The 17,369-nt window shown below is 44.3% G+C and carries 14 protein-coding genes; 10 read left to right on the top strand and 4 right to left on the bottom strand.

Annotated features, from left to right (window positions below):
- Positions 1–42 precede the first annotated feature (42 nt).
- The 4 genes from tsaD to AB5627_RS00855 all read left to right on the top strand — a co-directional run bounded on the left by tsaD (position 43) and on the right by AB5627_RS00855 (position 5,484).
- Positions 43–1,059 carry a tRNA (adenosine(37)-N6)-threonylcarbamoyltransferase complex transferase subunit TsaD gene (gene tsaD, locus AB5627_RS00870; protein WP_022287128.1) on the top strand — a complete coding sequence of 339 codons (1,017 nt, stop codon included), beginning with the start codon at positions 43–45 and terminating at the stop codon, positions 1,057–1,059.
- A 4-nt stretch (positions 1,060–1,063) separates the two neighbouring features.
- Positions 1,064–1,624, top strand: a complete 561-nt coding sequence (locus AB5627_RS00865; RefSeq protein ID WP_287209310.1) for a transposase — start codon at positions 1,064–1,066, stop codon at positions 1,622–1,624.
- Positions 1,621–4,176, top strand: a complete 2,556-nt coding sequence (polA, locus tag AB5627_RS00860) for a DNA polymerase I (RefSeq protein ID WP_368369618.1) — start codon at positions 1,621–1,623, stop codon at positions 4,174–4,176. Before AB5627_RS00865 ends, polA begins: the two co-directional genes overlap by 4 nt.
- Before the next feature lie 312 nt (positions 4,177–4,488).
- Entirely contained in the window at positions 4,489–5,484 is a 996-nt protein-coding gene (locus AB5627_RS00855) for a diacylglycerol kinase family protein (protein ID WP_302837488.1), read from the top strand.
- 97 nt (positions 5,485–5,581) lie between these two features.
- Here the strand turns inward: AB5627_RS00855 and AB5627_RS00850 are convergent, their stop codons facing one another.
- Positions 5,582–6,367 (bottom strand): AraC family transcriptional regulator, encoded by a 786-nt coding sequence (locus AB5627_RS00850; protein ID WP_022287153.1) that lies wholly within the window; start codon positions 6,365–6,367, stop codon positions 5,582–5,584.
- A gap of 122 nt (positions 6,368–6,489) precedes the next feature.
- On the opposite strand from AB5627_RS00850, the gene AB5627_RS00845 reads away from it, so the two are divergent.
- The 6 genes from AB5627_RS00845 to AB5627_RS00820 all read left to right on the top strand — a co-directional run bounded on the left by AB5627_RS00845 (position 6,490) and on the right by AB5627_RS00820 (position 15,628).
- The gene (locus AB5627_RS00845) at positions 6,490–7,959 is read left to right on the top strand and encodes an alpha-N-arabinofuranosidase (RefSeq protein WP_022287152.1); all 1,470 of its coding nucleotides are present in this window, start codon (positions 6,490–6,492) and stop codon (positions 7,957–7,959) included.
- A 21-nt stretch (positions 7,960–7,980) separates the two neighbouring features.
- Entirely contained in the window at positions 7,981–9,555 is a 1,575-nt protein-coding gene (locus AB5627_RS00840; protein WP_022287151.1) for a xylulokinase, read from the top strand.
- 152 nt (positions 9,556–9,707) lie between these two features.
- Positions 9,708–10,397: an L-ribulose-5-phosphate 4-epimerase gene (gene araD / locus AB5627_RS00835; protein ID WP_022287150.1), complete on the top strand. Its 690-nt coding sequence runs from the start codon at positions 9,708–9,710 to the stop codon at positions 10,395–10,397.
- Positions 10,398–10,783: 386 nt separating this feature from the next.
- Positions 10,784–12,835, top strand: a complete 2,052-nt coding sequence (locus AB5627_RS00830) for a dynamin family protein (RefSeq protein WP_256321992.1) — start codon at positions 10,784–10,786, stop codon at positions 12,833–12,835.
- Positions 12,836–12,879: 44 nt separating this feature from the next.
- Positions 12,880–13,869, top strand: a complete 990-nt coding sequence (locus AB5627_RS00825) for a M48 family metalloprotease (RefSeq protein WP_022287149.1) — start codon at positions 12,880–12,882, stop codon at positions 13,867–13,869.
- Positions 13,862–15,628, top strand: a complete 1,767-nt coding sequence (locus tag AB5627_RS00820; RefSeq protein ID WP_022287148.1) for a dynamin family protein — start codon at positions 13,862–13,864, stop codon at positions 15,626–15,628. The genes AB5627_RS00825 and AB5627_RS00820 overlap by 8 nt, the downstream gene beginning before the upstream one ends.
- 165 nt (positions 15,629–15,793) lie before the next feature.
- Here the strand turns inward: AB5627_RS00820 and AB5627_RS00815 are convergent, their stop codons facing one another.
- The 3 genes from AB5627_RS00815 to AB5627_RS00805 are packed head-to-tail and all read right to left on the bottom strand — an operon-like array spanning position 15,794 to position 17,333.
- Positions 15,794–16,465: a hypothetical protein gene (locus AB5627_RS00815; RefSeq protein ID WP_022287147.1), complete on the bottom strand. Its 672-nt coding sequence runs from the start codon at positions 16,463–16,465 to the stop codon at positions 15,794–15,796.
- Positions 16,466–16,482: 17 nt separating this feature from the next.
- Positions 16,483–16,746, bottom strand: coding sequence for a DUF4321 domain-containing protein (locus AB5627_RS00810; protein ID WP_022287146.1), 264 nt, complete (start codon positions 16,744–16,746; stop codon positions 16,483–16,485).
- A gap of 32 nt (positions 16,747–16,778) precedes the next feature.
- Positions 16,779–17,333, bottom strand: a complete 555-nt coding sequence (locus tag AB5627_RS00805; RefSeq protein WP_022287145.1) for a S1 RNA-binding domain-containing protein — start codon at positions 17,331–17,333, stop codon at positions 16,779–16,781.
- Between the last annotated feature and the right edge of the window lie 36 nt (positions 17,334–17,369).

Genomic DNA, 17,369 nt, shown 5'->3' with positions numbered 1-17,369 from the left:
TATGATATGCTTATATTTACGAAATAAAAAGAGGGTAATATAATGAAGATTTTAGGAATAGAAAGCTCCTGCGATGAAACAGCCTGCTCTGTTGTTGAAGACGGAAAAACGGTGCTTTCAAATATAGTTGCAAGTCAGATAGACGAACACAGGCTTTATGGTGGAGTTGTGCCTGAGATAGCCTCACGCCGCCATGCGGAGAACATAACATGGGTAACAAAAGCCGCTCTTGAAGAAGCAAACTGCACAATGGAGGATATCGACGCTGTTGCAGTGACCTATGCTCCGGGACTTATCGGTGCACTTCTCGTGGGAGTAAGCTTTGCAAAGGGACTTGCCATGAGTGCAGGCAAGCCTCTTGTGCCTGTTCACCATATCGCAGGTCACATTGCCGCAAACTATATCTCTCACCCTGAGCTTAAACCGCCTTATCTTTGCTTGGTCGTGTCGGGAGGACATTCACATATTGTAGAGGTGCTTGATTATTCAAGATATCATGTTATAGGCAGAACAAGAGATGATGCCGCAGGCGAGTGCTTTGACAAGGTAGCGAGAACATTGGGCTTTGAATACCCTGGTGGAAAGTTTATCGACAATGCCGCAAAGTCAGGTGATCCTAATGCCTATAAGCTCCCTCACCCAAAGGTGCAGGGCAGTGAATATGACTTCTCATTCAGCGGACTAAAAACTGCCGTTATAAACCTTGTGCATAATGCCACACAAAAGGGCGAAACTGTCAATGTGAACGATATGGCGGCTTCGTTCCAGAACACCATATCTGACATTCTTGTAGACAAAGCGATGCTTGCCGCAAAAGATCTTGGGTATACTACCATAGGGCTTGCAGGCGGCGTTTCGGCAAACTCAGGGGTAAGAGAGAAGCTTCAAAAAGCCTGTGACAAGCGTGGCTATAAGCTTTATATGCCTGAGTTCAAATACTGCGGCGATAACGGAGCAATGATAGCCTGTCAGGGATATTTTGACTATCTTGCAGGCAGACGAGCAGACGAAAGCCTTAACGGCATTGCAACGCTGTCGCTGGATAAGATTTCGGAATAATTTTATGGATAAACCTGTAAGGAAAATCATAAGACTTGATAATTATGATTATTCCAAAAATGGACTATACTTCATCACCATATGTACTATTGATAAAAACGAGTTGTTGTGGGCAACAGATGTAGGGGACGGCGCCCCCGACGTCCCGTTATGTTGCGCACACGCTGTCGGAAAGGTCTATCTTTCAAGCTTTGGTAAAATTATCAGAGATAATATCCACAGAGCAAACAGTGTCTATGATGACAAAAAGATATTGCAATATGTCATAATGCCAAATCATATCCATTTTATACTGAAAATCGGTGCGGGAGTCAGCGGGACGTCGAGGGCGCCGTCCCCTACAAACGAGATAGTTCCACAGTATGTGTCAATGTTGAAAAGATTTATAAATAAGGATATTGGTTTTAATATTTTTCAGCGTTCATATTATGACCATATCATCAGAAACCAAAAAGAATATATAGCAATTTCAAAATACATACACAATAACCCTTTCAAGTGGGACGTTGACGAGTATAATCCAAGAAATGAGAACAATAAAGCGGAGGTGCTTGGACTAGAATGAAACTACTAGCCATAGACGGAAACAGCATAATGAACAGGGCTTTTTACGGAATAAAGCTGCTGTCAAATTCAAAGGGACAGTTCACGAATGCCCTTACGGGGTTTATGAATATTTACCTCAAGGAGATAGGTGAGGTAAAGCCTGACTGCGTGGCAGTGGCTTTCGACCTTAAAGCCCCTACTTTCAGACACAAGGCGAATGCCGCATACAAAGCCAACCGAAAGGGTATGCCTGAGGAGCTTGCTCAGCAAATGCCTGTGATAAAAGAGCTTTTGGGCGACCTTGGTATAAAGATAGTACAGTGCGAGGGCTATGAAGCAGACGATATTCTCGGTACGCTCTCAAAAGCCGCCGCAGATTCAGGCAACGAGTGCTATATCCTCACTGGTGACAGGGACAGCTTTCAGCTCGTTTCCGACCGTGTGACAGTGCGCCTTGCCACCACAAAGGAAACAAAGATATATACCCCTGACAGGATAATGGAAGAATACGGCGTTACCCCTCGCCAAATGATCGAGGTAAAGGCTCTTATGGGAGATACCTCAGACAATATCTCAGGCGTAAAGGGCATTGGCGAAAAGACCGCACTTTCCCTTATCAAGCAGGAGGGCGATGTCAAGACCCTTTATGAACACCTCGCAGATATCAAGCTTACCCCGTCTGTGCGCACAAAGCTTGAAAATGGTCATCAGGACGCTATAGACAGCCGTTTCCTTGCCGAAATATGTCTTGAAGCCCCTGTTGATAAAGCTACAGAGTTTTATAAGCTGGGCGAGGTTGATACCGAGAAAACAAAGGCTCTCCTTGCCGACCTTGAAATGATGCGCCTTATAGACAGATTGGGTCTTAGCGGAAAAGCTGTGGAAAGCGCTGACAGCGCAGTGCAGGAAAGCAAGCTAAAGCTTTCCGACCTGCCTAAGTTTGAGGTCAAGCCACTTGATGAGAGCGTTATATCTGTTCTCGGCAAGGACAAAACAGTGTATTTTATCTTTGCCGACAATAAGCTTTCTATCCTCTGTAACGATGTTATCTACACCACCGAGGACAATGCAATTATCACAGCTTTCATGGGAACAGCCTGCAAAAAAATAACCTTTGAGGGCAAAACTGCCCATAAGTTTGCGTTCTCAAATGGCACTCACCTTGAAAACCTCACTTTCTGCTGCGACCTTGCAGGATATCTTCTCAATTCACAGTCAAGCGAGTATACAGCGGAAAATCTTTGTCTTTCATATAAGTGCCTTTACCGCTCTGATATGGGGGAATATGCAGACCTTTCAAGCCTGCCTGCTCTTAGTGAAAATCTGAAAAAACAGCTTGAAATGACAGAAATGACAAAGCTATTCGACGATATCGAAATGCCACTTTGCGAAGTGCTTGCTTCAATGGAGTTTTACGGTGTAAAGGCTGACGCAGAGGGCATAAAGGCTTTCGGTGAGGACTTGAAAATAAAGATAGACGAGCTTACCTCGCAGATATATATGTATGCAGGCAAGGAGTTCAATATAGCCTCCACAAAACAGCTTGGGGAGGTGCTTTTCGAGGACTTAGGTCTGCCTGCAAAGAAGAAAACAAAGTCGGGCTATTCCACTAATGCGGACGTTCTTGAAAGCCTTATGGACAAGCACCCTATCGTGCCTCTTATCGTTGAGTACCGCACCCTCACAAAGCTCAATTCCACCTATGTTGACGGACTTTTGAAGCTTATCCACCCTGACGGCAGAGTCCATTCTGTTTTCAAGCAGACCGAAACAAGAACAGGAAGGATATCTTCCACCGAGCCTAATATGCAAAATATCCCCGTGAGAAAAGAGATAGGCAGGAATATGCGTAAATTCTTTGTTGCCGAGGACGGCTATACTCTTCTTGACGCTGACTACAGCCAGATCGAGCTTAGAGTGCTTGCTTCCGTGTGCGGTGACAAAAATATGCAGGAAGCTTTCTCAGAGGGCAGAGATATCCATACCTCAACGGCGGCACAGGTCTTTGATATCCCCGAGGATTTTGTCACACCTGAAATGAGAAGTGCGGCAAAGGCTGTAAACTTTGGTATAATCTATGGCATAGGTGCATTTTCTCTGTCAAAGGATATCGGCGTAACGGTAGCGGAAGCAAAAAGATACATCAAGAATTATCTTGACAACTTCCCGAAAGTATCTGAATTTATGGACAAGACAGTTGATGACGGCATAAAAAACGGCTATGTCACCACCCTTTTCGGCAGAAGAAGATATATCCCTGAGCTTTCTGCTTCAAACAAGGTCTTGCAGGCTTTTGGAAAGAGGGCGGCAATGAACGCACCTATCCAAGGTGCGGCGGCTGATATCATCAAGATAGCAATGGTAAGAGTATACAAAAAGCTCAGAGAAGAAGATCTTGACACAAGACTTATTTTGCAGGTGCATGACGAGCTTATTATAGAAGCGGCTGAAAAAGACAAGGACAGAGCCGAAAAGATACTCAAAGATGAAATGGAAAACGCTGTAAAGCTTGCTGTGCCAATGACAGTGGACGTAAACAGCGGCAGAAGTTGGTATGAGGCGAAAGATTGATTTATTTTAGTGAGGAATGAGGAATTAAGGTATCGCCTGCGGCGATGATCTTGATTTCTATATGTAGGGGCGAACAGCGATCACCTGTTTATCCATATTGCTTATTTTATATGTTTTGCCCTTATTATCTTTGTCACCTTCGTGGTTTGGCTGACAATTTGTTTGTGATTGTTGACGACTTTTTGACGGCTGTCGCAATAATACTTGACTTTTGTGAAATTTGTGGTATAATTCTCTATGTAAAAAGTGTGTAAGAAAGATAGATAAAAAGTAGAATAATAGGAATTTGAAAAACGAAAAGGGGCTGGGAAAATGAAAAAATTGCTTTTTGTGTTCAACCCCCATGCTGGCAAGGGACAGATAAAAGATAACCTTTGCGACATTGTGGATATTTTTACAAAGGGCGGCTATGAGGTAGTCACCTACCCTACGCAGGCTAAGCTTGACGGCTATAACAAGCTTTGCAAGTGCGGTCAGGATTATGATATGATAGTCATATCAGGCGGTGACGGAACATTGTCTGAGGCTGTCAAGGCAATGATGACATTTGATAAGAAAATACCGCTTGGATATATTCCTGCCGGTTCAACAAATGATTGTGCTCAGTCTTTGAGCATACCGAAAAAAATGCTTGACGCCGCAAGGGAGATAGTTGACGGTGTGTATTTTGATTATGACGTTGGTAAGTTCAACGGTCAGTATTTTGTGTATGTAGCAGGCTTTGGCGCTTTCACTGACGTTTCTTATGAAACCTCACAAACGATGAAAAACAAGTTTGGTCATGCCGCATATGTGGCAGAAGGGATAAAAAGGCTTTCAAAGATAACAGGTCAGCAAATGAGAGTGGAGCATGACGGCGAGGTAATAGAAGGAAGCTTTATACTCGGTCTTATCTCAAACACTATCTCAGTGGGCGGAATGAAAAAGCTTATTGCTTCCGGGGTGTGTTTTGACGACGGACTTTTCGAGGTGGTTCTGGTAAAGACCCCTAAGAACGCTATCGAGCTGAGCAACACCATAAATGAAGCAGTGCTTAATAAGCTCAACGATAAGCATTTTGTGACTTTCAAGACCTCAAAGGTCACATTCACAAGCGTGAACGAAGTGCCTTGGACGCTGGACGGAGAGTCAGGCGGAAAGCATACATATGTTGAGATAGAAAACTGCAAGCAGGCAATAAGATTCAAACTCAAACCCAATGACATAACCGCAGAGCAAACGGCTGTTCAGTGCAGTGCAGGAGATATGATAATGACCGAGGACGGTCACCCTGTTGTCATTGAAGATCAGTATGAGATAGAAGATTAAGCTGTTTTGTAGGGGCGGACTTTGATCGCCCGCCTTTCAATAGATATTTGACAAAATAAAAGCGGACGAGTTCTTTTCGTCCGCTTTTTGCATATGCCTATTTTTTGTTTTTTAGCCGAAACTGTGAGGGGGTCATGTTGTATCGCCTTTTGAACTGCCGCATGAAATGCACGTCATTTTCGTATCCGCATACAGCGGCAATGTTTTTCACTGTCATGTCAGTGCTGAGAAGATAGTATTCAGCGTTTTTCATTCTCGCACATAGTATATCCTCATAACAGCTCACACCGAAGCGTGAGGTGTAAAGATACTGAAAGTGTGAGGGGCTTACGCTGAGAGTTTTCGCCATATCGGCAATGTTCCTGCTCCCGGAGGGGGAGCTGTAGATGTCAGCCCTGAGCCGCTCAAGTGCGTCAGCGTAGTGACTGCGCTTTCTTGGCGGCTGACCGCTCTTGCTGAGAGAATATTCCTCTCCAAGTCTTATGAGCAGCATTCTGAGCATAAGCTCGATATAATCCTCACGCCTGCCGCTTTCAGATAAGCTGAGTCTGCTTATGGTGGATAAGATATCCTCAGTTTTCTCTGCGTCTGATAACATAAAAATCGTATCATATGGGAGTGAATAGTCACGGGTGAGCGTATCGTCGCAATCAAAATGAAGCCAGTGGTTTATGTAAAATCCCTTGCAGGCACGGTATATCTGCTCAGTGCCTTTTTTGTATAGTATTGCGCTGTCAGGGGAAACTGAGTATTCCCTGCCGTGCAAACGCACCACCGCAGAGGATTTGAATATAAGCAGAAGATTATCCCCCGAACCGTTTGGACGGCGTATATCAAAAGACCCGTCATGGCTGTAGTTTAGTCCCAAAGCGTGAAGTTCCATAGGTTTTCCCTTTCTAATTTCGTATGATGTATCAGTATAATAATAGGATATATCATTGTTGTTTTTTTGTCAAGTGATAAAATATAATTGAAACTAAAATCATATACATCAAGGAGGTCACAATGAAGAATATTTCAATGCTTATCAATACCGCAGACAAACGTTCCCACATCAACCCGGAGATATACGGACACTTCTCCGAACATCTTGGCAGATGTATCTATAACGGAATGTACGTTGGCGAAAATTCTGAGATACCGAACATAAAAGGCGTAAGAAAAGACGTTATCGAAGCTTTCAAGGAGATAAAAATGCCTGTTCTCCGCTGGCCGGGCGGCTGCTTTGCAGACGAGTATCATTGGAAGGACGGCATAGGCGAAAAAACACAGCGCAAGAAAATGATAAACACCAACTGGGGTGGCGTGACGGAGGATAACTCTTTCGGAACAAATGAGTTCTTTGACTTGTGCGAGGAGATAGGCTGTGAACCGTATCTTGCAGGAAATCTCGGAAGCGGCACTGTTCAGGAGCTTTCCGAGTGGATAGAATATATCACCTTTGACGGTGTTTCGCCTATGGCTGACTTGAGAAGAAAAAACGGCAGAGAAAAGCCTTGGAAGCTTAAATATCTTGGTATAGGCAACGAAAACTGGGGCTGCGGCGGCTCGATGCGCCCTGAGTATTACTGTGATGAATACAGAAGATATCAGAGCTTTTGCAAGAATTTCAGCGGCAATGAGCTTTACAAAATTGCCTGTGGACCAAATTCCAACGATTATAACTGGACGGACGTTGTAATGTCAAACCTTGGGGAGTGGCACACAAAGGCTATCTCTTTGCACTATTACACCGTTCCTACAGGAGATTGGAACAAAAAGGGCAGTGCAACTGAGTTTTCAGACGAGGAGTATTACGAAACCATATCAAAAACTCTATATATGGACGAGCTTATAAAACGTCACAGCGAGATAATGTCACGCCGTGATCCAGAGGGTAAGATAGGTCTTATAGTTGACGAGTGGGGCTGTTGGTATGACGTTGAGGAGGGCACAAACCCAGGTTTCCTCTATCAGCAGAACACAATGCGTGACGCTATCGTGGCGGCTTGCAATTTGAACATCTTCAATAACCACAGCGACAAGGTAGTAATGGCAAACCTTGCGCAGGCAGTGAACGTTTTGCAGGCTCTTATCCTCACAGAGGGCGAGAAAATGGTAAAAACGCCTACATATCACGTCTTTGACCTTTTCAAAACTCATCAGGGCGGCGAGCTTTGCTATAGCCATGCCGACAACTGTCAGGCAGGCGGCAAGATTCCGATGATATCACAGTCTGCCTCAGTAAAGGACGGCGTCCTCACTGTCACTATAGCGAACTGCTCTATAGATGATGACGCTCATATCTGCTGTGATATAGCAGGAGAAAATTATCAGAACATTAAGTGCAGGATACTTGACAATGAAGTAAGGGACTATAATGATTTTGATAATTGTGATAAGGTCGCACCAAAAGAGTACAGTGCGAAAATGACAGAAAAGGGCTTTGAGATAGACCTGCCAAAATGCTCCGTTGTAGTTGTGACAATGAGATAAGGACTATAAGGAGAGTCAAAAATGACAGTAAAAGATAAAATTTTGCAGGGAAGAACATATCTTGGCATAGAACTTGGCTCAACAAGAATAAAGGCTGTTCTTATAGACGATAGCTTTTCTGTTATCGCATCAGGGTCGAAGCAGTGGGAAAACCGCTTTGAGAACGGCTGCTGGACATATTCTCTTGATGATATCCACGGGGGCATACAAGCCTGCTATAAAGACCTTGCAGAAAACGTAAAGGCACAGTATGGCATTTATCCAGAAACATATGGTGCAATGGGTATTTCTGCTATGATGCACGGCTATATGGCTTTTGATAAGAATGACAAGCTTCTTGTGCCTTTCAGAACATGGCGCAATACCATGACAGCTCAGGCGGCAGGAGAGCTTACAAAATTGCTGGGCTTCAGTATCCCGCAGCGTTGGAGCATCGCTCATCTTTATCAGGCGGTGCTTAACAAAGAAGCCCATGTTCCTTATATCGCTTATATCAATACCCTTGCAGGCTATGTGCACAAAAGGCTTACAGACCGCTTTGAAGTTGGCGTTGGCGAAGCTTCAGGTATCTTCCCTGTGGAGGGCATAGGATACAAAAAAGAGTATTGCGAGCCTACAGAAAAAAGCCTTGCTGAAAAAGGCTTTGACCATAAGCTGAAAGATATCCTCCCTGCTGTGAGAAATGCAGGGGAAAAGGGCGCAGTTCTTACAGAGGAGGGCGCAAAGTTCCTTGACCCTGAGGGACGCCTCAAAGCAGGCGTGCCGGTCTGCCCGCCTGAGGGTGACGCAGGCACAGGCATGGTGGCAACGGACAGCGTGCTGAAAAAGACCGGAAACATCTCCGCAGGCACTTCCATATTTGCAATGCTCGTCCTTGAAAAGCCACTTAACGGTGTTTACGAGGAGATAGACGTTGTTACCACCCCTGACGGCTCGCCTGTGGCAATGGTGCATTGCAATAACTGCTGTTCAGAGCTTGACGCATGGGTGAATATGTTCGGTGAGTTCGCAAAGCTCACAGGCAGTGAGATAGACAAGAGCAGGCTTTATGAAACTCTCTATAAAAACGCCATGACAGCCGACAGCTCATGCGGTGGCGTGACAGCCTATAACTGTCTTTCGGGCGAACCTGTTATAAAGCTTGACGAGGGCAGACCGATGTATTTCCGCACTCCCGACAGCACTTTGACCTTGGGCAGCTTTTTCAGAGCACAGCTTTATTCTTCTTTCACCGCACTGAAAATAGGCATGGATATCCTCTTTGACAAAGAGCAGGTAAAAGCTGAAAAGATAACAGGTCACGGTGGACTTTTCAAGGTCAGCGGAGTGGCTTCACAGCTTATGGCAGACGCACTTTCTACCCCTGTTTCAGTAATGAAAACAGCAGGAGAGGGCGGTGCATGGGGCATGGCTATCCTTGCGGCATATATGGAGCTTTCAAATGGCGAAAAGCTTGCAGACTTCCTTGACAAAAAGGTGTTCGCAGATATGGAAGTGACAACTTCTCAGCCTGAGCAGACAGGCTCAGAGGGCTATAAAACATTCCTGGAAAGATATAAAAAGGGATTGGCGGCAGAAAAAAGCGCACAGTTCTGAAAAAAATCATAGAAATTCATAGATAGATCGTAGGGGCAACCTGAGATCGCCAACCAACCAACCGTCTGCTCAGACTGTCGGTGAGCTATTCACTTGGACGGAAAATGGGCAGACAAAAGGTGCATTTACCAAATCAGCGAAAGGAGAATTTTATGCTTGAAGAATTAAAACAGCAGGTGTGCGAAGCAAATCTGCTTCTGCCGAAATATGGACTTGTCACATTCACATGGGGAAATGTTTCTGCTATCGACAGGGAAAAGGGACTTGTAGTCATAAAGCCCTCAGGCGTGCCATATGAGGGCATGACAGCCGATGATATGGTGGTAGTTGATCTTGAAAGCGGCAAGGTTGTAGAGGGAAAATATAAGCCTTCCAGCGATACTCCAACACATTTGGAGCTTTACAAAGCCTTTGATATCGGCGGAATAGTACATACCCACAGTCGCTGGGCAACGTCTTTTGCTCAGGCAGGAAAGGGCATAATACCAATGGGAACAACTCACGCAGATTATTTTTACGGCGAGATACCATGCACAAGAGCAATGACCCCTGAGGAGATAACAGGTGAGTATGAAAAGGAAACAGGCACTGTTATAATCGAGGCTTTCAAAGGCCTTGACGCAACTCAGATACCTGCCGTTCTGGTAAAAAGCCATGGCCCCTTTACATGGGGAAAGGACGCCGCAGAAGCCGTTCATAATGCAGTCGTTCTCGAAGAAGCCGCATTTATGAACTTCCACGCAATGATGCTGAACCCTGAGATAGGTCATATGCAGCAGGAGCTTCTTGACAAGCACTTCCTTAGAAAGCACGGAAAGAACGCATATTACGGACAGAATTGATGTCAATGTCTCAAAAAGCATGATATAAGTCCGTTGAAAAAATGAGTCAAATAACGGGCGAACACTGTTCGCCCCTACATATAAAAGATTTGTTTAGCACATCCTCGATAAAATAGCGCCCCGATTTTCGGGGCGTTTTTTTGCGCCTTTGCTCACATATTGTGCAAAATGTATATTATGTGTACGCTGATTTGTACAAAAGGGTAGTTTTTTGTACTTGTTATAAGTAAATTCTTGACTTATGTTTTAATAATATGTTATAATTAAAATAATGTCACGGTAATATTTATTGTGTCACAGCGGAAATGAATGGAATATAGTATAGATATTACCTCAAGGCAATGCCATGCAAGGTTTGCCTTAGAAACGAGGAACGGAGGCTTGTAATGAAAAAGCAAATTGATTACGGCAGCTATGCGTCCTATAAGGAAACGGTAAAGGGTCTTACAGAGAACCTGAAATCGCTGCTTGGATTGAGCGAGGAGATCGCTCTTGTCAATACTGCGGAATCTATTCGGGAAACATTGGAGAAAACTGCCGAGGAGCATTTTGAGGTCGCTATAGTGGGCGAGTTCAAGAGAGGAAAGAGTACCCTTATCAACGCAATGCTGGGTCAGGAGGTACTTCCTGCTGACGTGCTGCCTGCAACGGCTACCCTTAACAGAGTTACTTATAGCGAAGAGCCGTATGTGCAGGTGGAATACAAAAACGGCAAAAGTGAAAGGGTGGATATAAACAAGCTGGAGGACTATGTAACAAAGCTTACAGCAGAGTCGGAGGAAAGAGCTGAAACTGTCAAGGAAGCCACTGTTTATTATGATACCGAGTTCTGTAAGAACAACGTGGATATCATAGACACTCCGGGTCTTAACGACGACGATCAGATGACCAACGTTACTCTGTCTATCCTGCCAAAAATAGACGCAGCCGTTTTCGTTATCAGTGCAAACTCCCCTTTCTCACAGTTTGAGAAAGAGTTTTTGGAAAAGAAAATGCTCACTTCCGACGTGGGAAGAATTATCTTTGTTGTAAACTGCTTCGGTACTTTCTCACAGGCAGACGAGAACAAGATAGTCGAAACTGTAAGAGGACGTATCGGAAAATACGTTATGGAAAAGGCTAAAAAGGTCATGGGCGAGGATTCCCGTGAGTTTGCGGTCTATAAAAGAAAGATAGGAACTCCGAGAGTTATCGGCGTTTATGCAAAGCAGGCTCTTAATGCCAAGGAAATAGGGGATAAGGAAGCCCTTGAAAAGAGTAACTTCCCTGAGTTTGAAAAGGCTCTTGAAACCATGCTCACAAAAGAGCGTGGCGTTATCGCATTGCAGATACTTGCAAATAAGATAACAAATTCGGGTACTGAGATACTCAGAAGCGTTGTTATGCAGGAAAACGCACTCATGATGGCTAACGATGAGTTCATGGAAAAGTATGACGAGGCTATCAAAGAGATAGGCGAGATAAGAAATAAGAAAAGACAGGAATTTGTCAAGATCAACGACGCCGCAAATCAGGTGTTCAATGACCTGCAGCCGGTTCTGGACAGCTATTGGACAAACATCGAGCAGACAGCTATGGAGGTTATAGACAACTTCCAGATGTCATCTGACGATTTCAAGAAAGACCAGCTCAAGCTCGTTACCGCAAAGCTCACCGAGAAAATAAAGGAGAGTATAGAGGCAAGAGCGCAGATAATCTGCGAGCAGATACAGAACAGCATAAACTTCGCTGTTTCCTGTGAGGCTGAAAGACTTCAGGAATTTGAGGACGAGTTCTTCGAGTCCGTTACAAAGATACAGCAGATGTTTACTATTTCCGACAGAGTTTCAAAGAACGGCGGCGTAATGGATAAGATAATCGGCGTTGCTATCGGCTCTTACGGCGTCGGAGGATTGTTCCTGGGCTTCAGAGAGTCTGGCGTAAAGGGCGCACTTTTGGGCGGAGCAACAGGCTTTGCAGGATTTTATGCTACTTATTATACCGCTATATTCTTTGCAGGCTTCTTTGGCATCACTGCTACCCTGCCAGTGACCCTCTGCCTTATGGCTCTTGCAGGCATTGCAGGTACTTTTACTTCAAACTTTGCCGTTGATAAGATACTTGTTAAGGAAAGAATAGATAAGTATAAGTCAAACTTTAAAACTCAGGTGAGAAAGCAGTTCCACGAAATGAAGCTCAATAATGACTTCACTGAAACTGTCCGCCGTCAGGTATTCTCAGCATTTGAGGGTCTGAAGGGCAAGATCGAGAGCGAAACAGAGATAATCCTCCGTGATACTCAGGAAACACTTGATAATCTTAATGATCTTAAAACAGAAAAGAGCAACATTTCTCAGAAGGAAATGGAACGTCTCCATGATATCGCCGAGAGCGCAAGCGCTATAGTTCAGGAAGCATATCAGGTAAGACGTGTGCTTACCGAAGCTATGGAAAGCTGACGGTCATATAAAAATATTATTTTAGGATCAAGGGAGGACAGGTCATGAGTACAAATACAACGGAAAGGGAAAATCCGCTGCTACAGATTGACACAAGCTTCCGCACATATTTGAACGCTTATACAAGAAGCTATCAGAACCATATAGTTGACGGCGTGCTTGACTATGCTTTTGAGTCCGATTTTGCCGTAAGGCAGAAGATAATGGGACTTGGGGGCTGGGGAAAGCTCGTCAAGGCGGCAGGCTCGCAGGACGTTTCTGCCGAAGCAAAGCACCTGTTTCTTAAGTGCGAGCAGGTTGGCCCGCTTAAATATCCTGATATCTATGACATTGTGAAGAAGTGTGCCGAGCGGCTAGAGCTTGTTGTGCCTATCGTCTTTGTCAGAGGGGATATGGATAAAGCACAGGTCTACTCTGTGGCAAGTGATATCATCGAGCCTTGTATCGTGCTTTCAAAGCAGGTAGTGGAAATGTGCAGCAAGGAGGAGCTTATGTTCCTTATAGGCTGCGAGTGTGGAAGAATACAGAACAATCATTGTGCCTATAATATGGCATTTACATATCTCAATTACAATAAGTATACTTACAGACCAGTTGAAAGGTCATATAAGCAGACCGTGAACAATCAGCTTTATACAGCGCTTGTTCAGTGGGTGAAGTATGCTGATATAACTGCAAACAGAGCAGGCATTATCTGCCTCGATAAGCCGGGAATGTTCATAAGCGTCATAACAGGGCTTTATAACAAGGGCTATATCGACTTTTATGGCAGACAGCAGAAGAATATGGATACCGACGGACTTATCAAAAAGGCTGAGAGCGTCCATGCAGTTTCTTCAAGAAATCTGAAAACAGATAATACTATGAGCGAGCTTGAAAAGCTTGTTGTCGCAGCTACTGAGTTTCTGTATTGCTCGGTTCTTTATGAATGGCGTGGCGACGCAGAGGATTCTGACAGACACCTTGTTTCAGGTCAGATATGTGATGTGCGCAGCAGTATTATAATCGGAAACGGAGGCGTGATAGGTGGATAGTGCTAATATCAATACAGCGGAGCAGAATATTGCACAGGTAAAGACCGCTCTTAAAGCCTTTGTTGAAAATGAAAAGATAGCGAAAATGCTCGGCAAGGATTTTGTCAGCGAAATGAACGATTGGGAAGCTCTTATCGAGAAAAAAAGCGAAGAGCCTTTCACGCTGGTCATACTTGGCGAGTTCAAAAGGGGAAAAAGCACCATTATAAACGCCCTGCTGGGCAAGGAGCTTGCACCTATAAACGTTACACCTGAAACTTATACTATAAACGAGATATCTTTCGGTCATACGCAGTATGTGGAAGCTATCCTTGAAAACGGCATGAGAGTGCCGCTGTCGCTGGAGGATATTACAAGAGAAAAGCTTGAGCAGAGAATGAAGCTTTTCCCTGCAAAAATAAGCTATGTTCAGATAAAGGACAACGCCCCTATACTCAAAGAGATAAGGATAGTGGATACCCCAGGCCTTTCTGACTTGGAGAGCCTTGACAAGCAGGTAATGGATTATATTGTCAATGCCGACGCTATCATGTATGCAGCGTCATGCCTGCTGCCTTTTTCTGAAAGCGAGCAGTTGTTCCTTGCAAGCCATGTCCAGCCTCAGCGATTTGGTATGCTCTATATCCTCGTGAATATGATAGACGCAATGAGCTCTCAGAAGGACGCTGATAAAATACTAAAGCGTGTGAGAAACATATCCGAAAGGATAGTGCCTAACGCTATCGTATACGGCATAAGCGGTGCAGACGAGCTTAGCCGAAAGCTTGGCAGAGAAAGACCGCTGGACAAGGGTACAAGAGAGTTTTACGAAACTCAGTTTTTCCAGTTCGAGCTGTCTTTGCAGCGTGATATAATCATGCAGAAGGACGTTATACGTTCAAAGCGTGTTCTTACAATGCTCTCGCAGATGTGCGACGAAACAGCCGCAAAGCTTAGACTTATAAGCGATATGGCAGAGCTTGACAAGCAGAAGCTTGCCGACAGAGCAAAAGAGTTTGAGGAGCAGTGTGAAAAGCTTTCAAAGGCTCTGGAGGAGAAAAAGCCTGCTTTGCACCTTTCTATTATCGAAATGCAGCAGGAAGCCGAAGCTTGGATGTATGAGTTCTTCTCAAAGTTGAGAGCAAGCATTTTGGATTGCCGTGGAAAAGACGCAGACGGAAACGACCTTTACAGCTCTGAGGATATAGAAAAGCATTTCTATTCGTTCCTTATGGAAAAGGTGGGCGAAGCATATCGAAATTGTATCGAGAGCCATAGAGATAGGATAGCCGAGATAGTGGAAGGCACAGGCAGAGAACTTGCCTCCGCTCTTGGCATAGACGATCTTTCAAAGGCGGCAAAGGCTCCGTCAGTGGAAATGATAATGACTTCCCTGAACAAGAACGTAACACGTTCTGTTATGGGCGTTCAGCTTTTTGGCACCAGCGAAACCTTTCCTCCTGCCACAATGTCAGTTTTCAGCCTTATCCTTAAAAAGAAAAAGCAGACCGATATAATTGATATCGCTCTTGAAAACTATGATGATATAAGAAATAATATCGTCAAGGATATAAAGACAGTTTATCAGGACCTTGAAACAAAGGCAGCCGCAAGGCTCGACAGCCTTTATCAGTATCAGGTGGAAATGGGCAGAGAAGCCCTCAATCAGGCTCAGCAGCTCATGATGGTTTATGATAATGACGAGATAAGGCAGACCCTTGTGGAAGCAAAGCAAATGCTTGCCGAGCCACAGAGGATACTGGCAGAGAGCAAATTATAACAAAAAATAAAAACGTCCCATTAAGTTGGGGCGTTTTTTTGATAATGGCGTAAATATGCTTCTTGACAAAAAAACAGGCTGTTTTTGCAGCCTGTTTGGAATGTCTAAAAAAGTATTAAATCAACGGGCGACCTCAGGTCGCCGCTACATTTTGTATGCGGTAAATTATTTGTCTTTGTATTGCTCAACATTGTTTTCTATCTTGTCAACAGAGTTTCTTTCTGTTATGTCAACACGATAGTTGTACTGAGCGTTCTTTGTGACAGTGTTTTCAGTGAAGTATTCAAGTTCACCGTCTTTATCGAAAAAATAGGTTGTGGAAAAGCCCTTTGTGCCTATCTCCTCAGCGTCCTTTCCTAGCTTTGAAACGTCATAAACATACGTCACAGTAACAGAGCCGTCATCACCGATAATGTCAGAAACAGACTCAACAGCTTTCGGTGCAAACATCAGCATACCCTCGTCAGCTTGTGGGTGCTTTGCCTTTCTTGTGTACTTTGAAAAGCCCTTGTCGCCCTTTACCAAATGTGAGTATTCTCCGTTATCATAAGTGTAGCTCTCGATTCCGTTGTTATACTGAGCGTATTCCTTTCCACCGTTCTTGGCGTAGTAAGAATAGGTCAGCACATCCTTTTCGTCATACTTGAAAGTGAACTCCTGCTCGATATCACCAGTGTCCTCGTTGGTTATAACGACTTTTGCGGAGTCAAGCGCCGCATAGTCCTCCCTTGCCTGATATACCAATGTGTCATGCTTTAGCTCAGGCGTACCGCAGGAAGTGCATAAAAGGCAGACAGCCACTGTCAAAGCTACTGCTGCTGTTTTTAGAAATCTCATTTTAAAATTTACTCTCCTTAAAGCCCCTTGCAGGTCTTTGAGAACACTATAAGCGCCGCAGCAATAGTGAATATCTGCGAGATAGTTGCATGGACCATAAGACCTATATTGAATTTTATCACATACAGGTCTATAGCAAAGCTTTCAATGCCTACATTTTTTCCCCATGCAAGCCAGCCCACATAATCCTTGCCCTCACAGACGTAAGCTATGAACGCACCAAGTATTATTCCTGCCAGCATGAAAAATATAAACGCAAAAGTCTTTTTGAAATTTTTCATGACTGAATATCCTCTGTTTTATGTATCGGTATCTATTTTCTTCTTGACGGAGATTTTCTCTTGTTGTCAATGACTTTTTTCAGATCAGAAAATCTCTCCTCGCTTGACGCCTTGAACTTGCTGAGCATATCCTCAAAATCAGCGTTTCCTGAATTGCTGTCAGCATTGTATACCGGAGGCGGATTTTTAGCAAAATCCTGTGGCGCTCTGTCTCTGTTGTGATCCCTGTTATAGTCGTTTCTAGGTCTGCCCTGAGAATTGCCTCCCTGACGGTTGAAATTTCTCTGACCACCGTTAGGTCTGCCCTCTCTGCCACCTTGGTGACCGTTCTCTCTTGGCTTTCTCTGTGGCGCAGGCTGAGCCTTCTTGATGGAAAGCGAAATCTTTCCGTCGTCGCCTAAATTAAGCACCTTTACCTTGACGGTCTGACCCTCGGTAAGATGATCCTTTATCTCGTTTACGAATGTGTTCGCAACCTCCGAGATGTGGACCATTCCTGTCGTATCCTTGTCAAGCTCCACAAATGCTCCGAATTTTGTGATACCTGTTACTTTTCCTTCATAAATTTTTCCTACTTCAAGCTGCATTTGATTTTTGTGTCCTCTCTGCAATAAAAATTCTGC

Source organism: Ruminococcus sp. RTP21198st1_G1_RTP21198_201120, from assembly GCF_040924265.1.
GTDB lineage: Bacteria > Bacillota > Clostridia > Oscillospirales > Ruminococcaceae > Hominimerdicola > Hominimerdicola aceti.
The sequence above is the reverse complement of the archived record's forward strand: the minus strand, read 5'-3'. Positions and strand labels throughout refer to the sequence as shown.

What these genes read in the sequence shown, in the direction of transcription:
- tsaD (WP_022287128.1), top strand. Translation starts at nt 43, where the DNA reads ATGAAGATTTTAGGAATAGAAAGCTCCTGCGATGAAACAGCCTGCTCT.
- AB5627_RS00865 (WP_287209310.1), top strand. Translation starts at nt 1,064, where the DNA reads ATGGATAAACCTGTAAGGAAAATCATAAGACTTGATAATTATGATTAT.
- polA (WP_368369618.1), top strand. Translation starts at nt 1,621, where the DNA reads ATGAAACTACTAGCCATAGACGGAAACAGCATAATGAACAGGGCTTTT.
- AB5627_RS00855 (WP_302837488.1), top strand. Translation starts at nt 4,489, where the DNA reads ATGAAAAAATTGCTTTTTGTGTTCAACCCCCATGCTGGCAAGGGACAG.
- AB5627_RS00850 (WP_022287153.1), bottom strand. Translation starts at nt 6,367, where the DNA reads ATGGAACTTCACGCTTTGGGACTAAACTACAGCCATGACGGGTCTTTT.
- AB5627_RS00845 (WP_022287152.1), top strand. Translation starts at nt 6,490, where the DNA reads ATGAAGAATATTTCAATGCTTATCAATACCGCAGACAAACGTTCCCAC.
- AB5627_RS00840 (WP_022287151.1), top strand. Translation starts at nt 7,981, where the DNA reads ATGACAGTAAAAGATAAAATTTTGCAGGGAAGAACATATCTTGGCATA.
- araD (WP_022287150.1), top strand. Translation starts at nt 9,708, where the DNA reads ATGCTTGAAGAATTAAAACAGCAGGTGTGCGAAGCAAATCTGCTTCTG.
- AB5627_RS00830 (WP_256321992.1), top strand. Translation starts at nt 10,784, where the DNA reads ATGAAAAAGCAAATTGATTACGGCAGCTATGCGTCCTATAAGGAAACG.
- AB5627_RS00825 (WP_022287149.1), top strand. Translation starts at nt 12,880, where the DNA reads ATGAGTACAAATACAACGGAAAGGGAAAATCCGCTGCTACAGATTGAC.
- AB5627_RS00815 (WP_022287147.1), bottom strand. Translation starts at nt 16,465, where the DNA reads ATGAGATTTCTAAAAACAGCAGCAGTAGCTTTGACAGTGGCTGTCTGC.
- AB5627_RS00810 (WP_022287146.1), bottom strand. Translation starts at nt 16,746, where the DNA reads ATGAAAAATTTCAAAAAGACTTTTGCGTTTATATTTTTCATGCTGGCA.
- AB5627_RS00805 (WP_022287145.1), bottom strand. Translation starts at nt 17,333, where the DNA reads ATGCAGCTTGAAGTAGGAAAAATTTATGAAGGAAAAGTAACAGGTATC.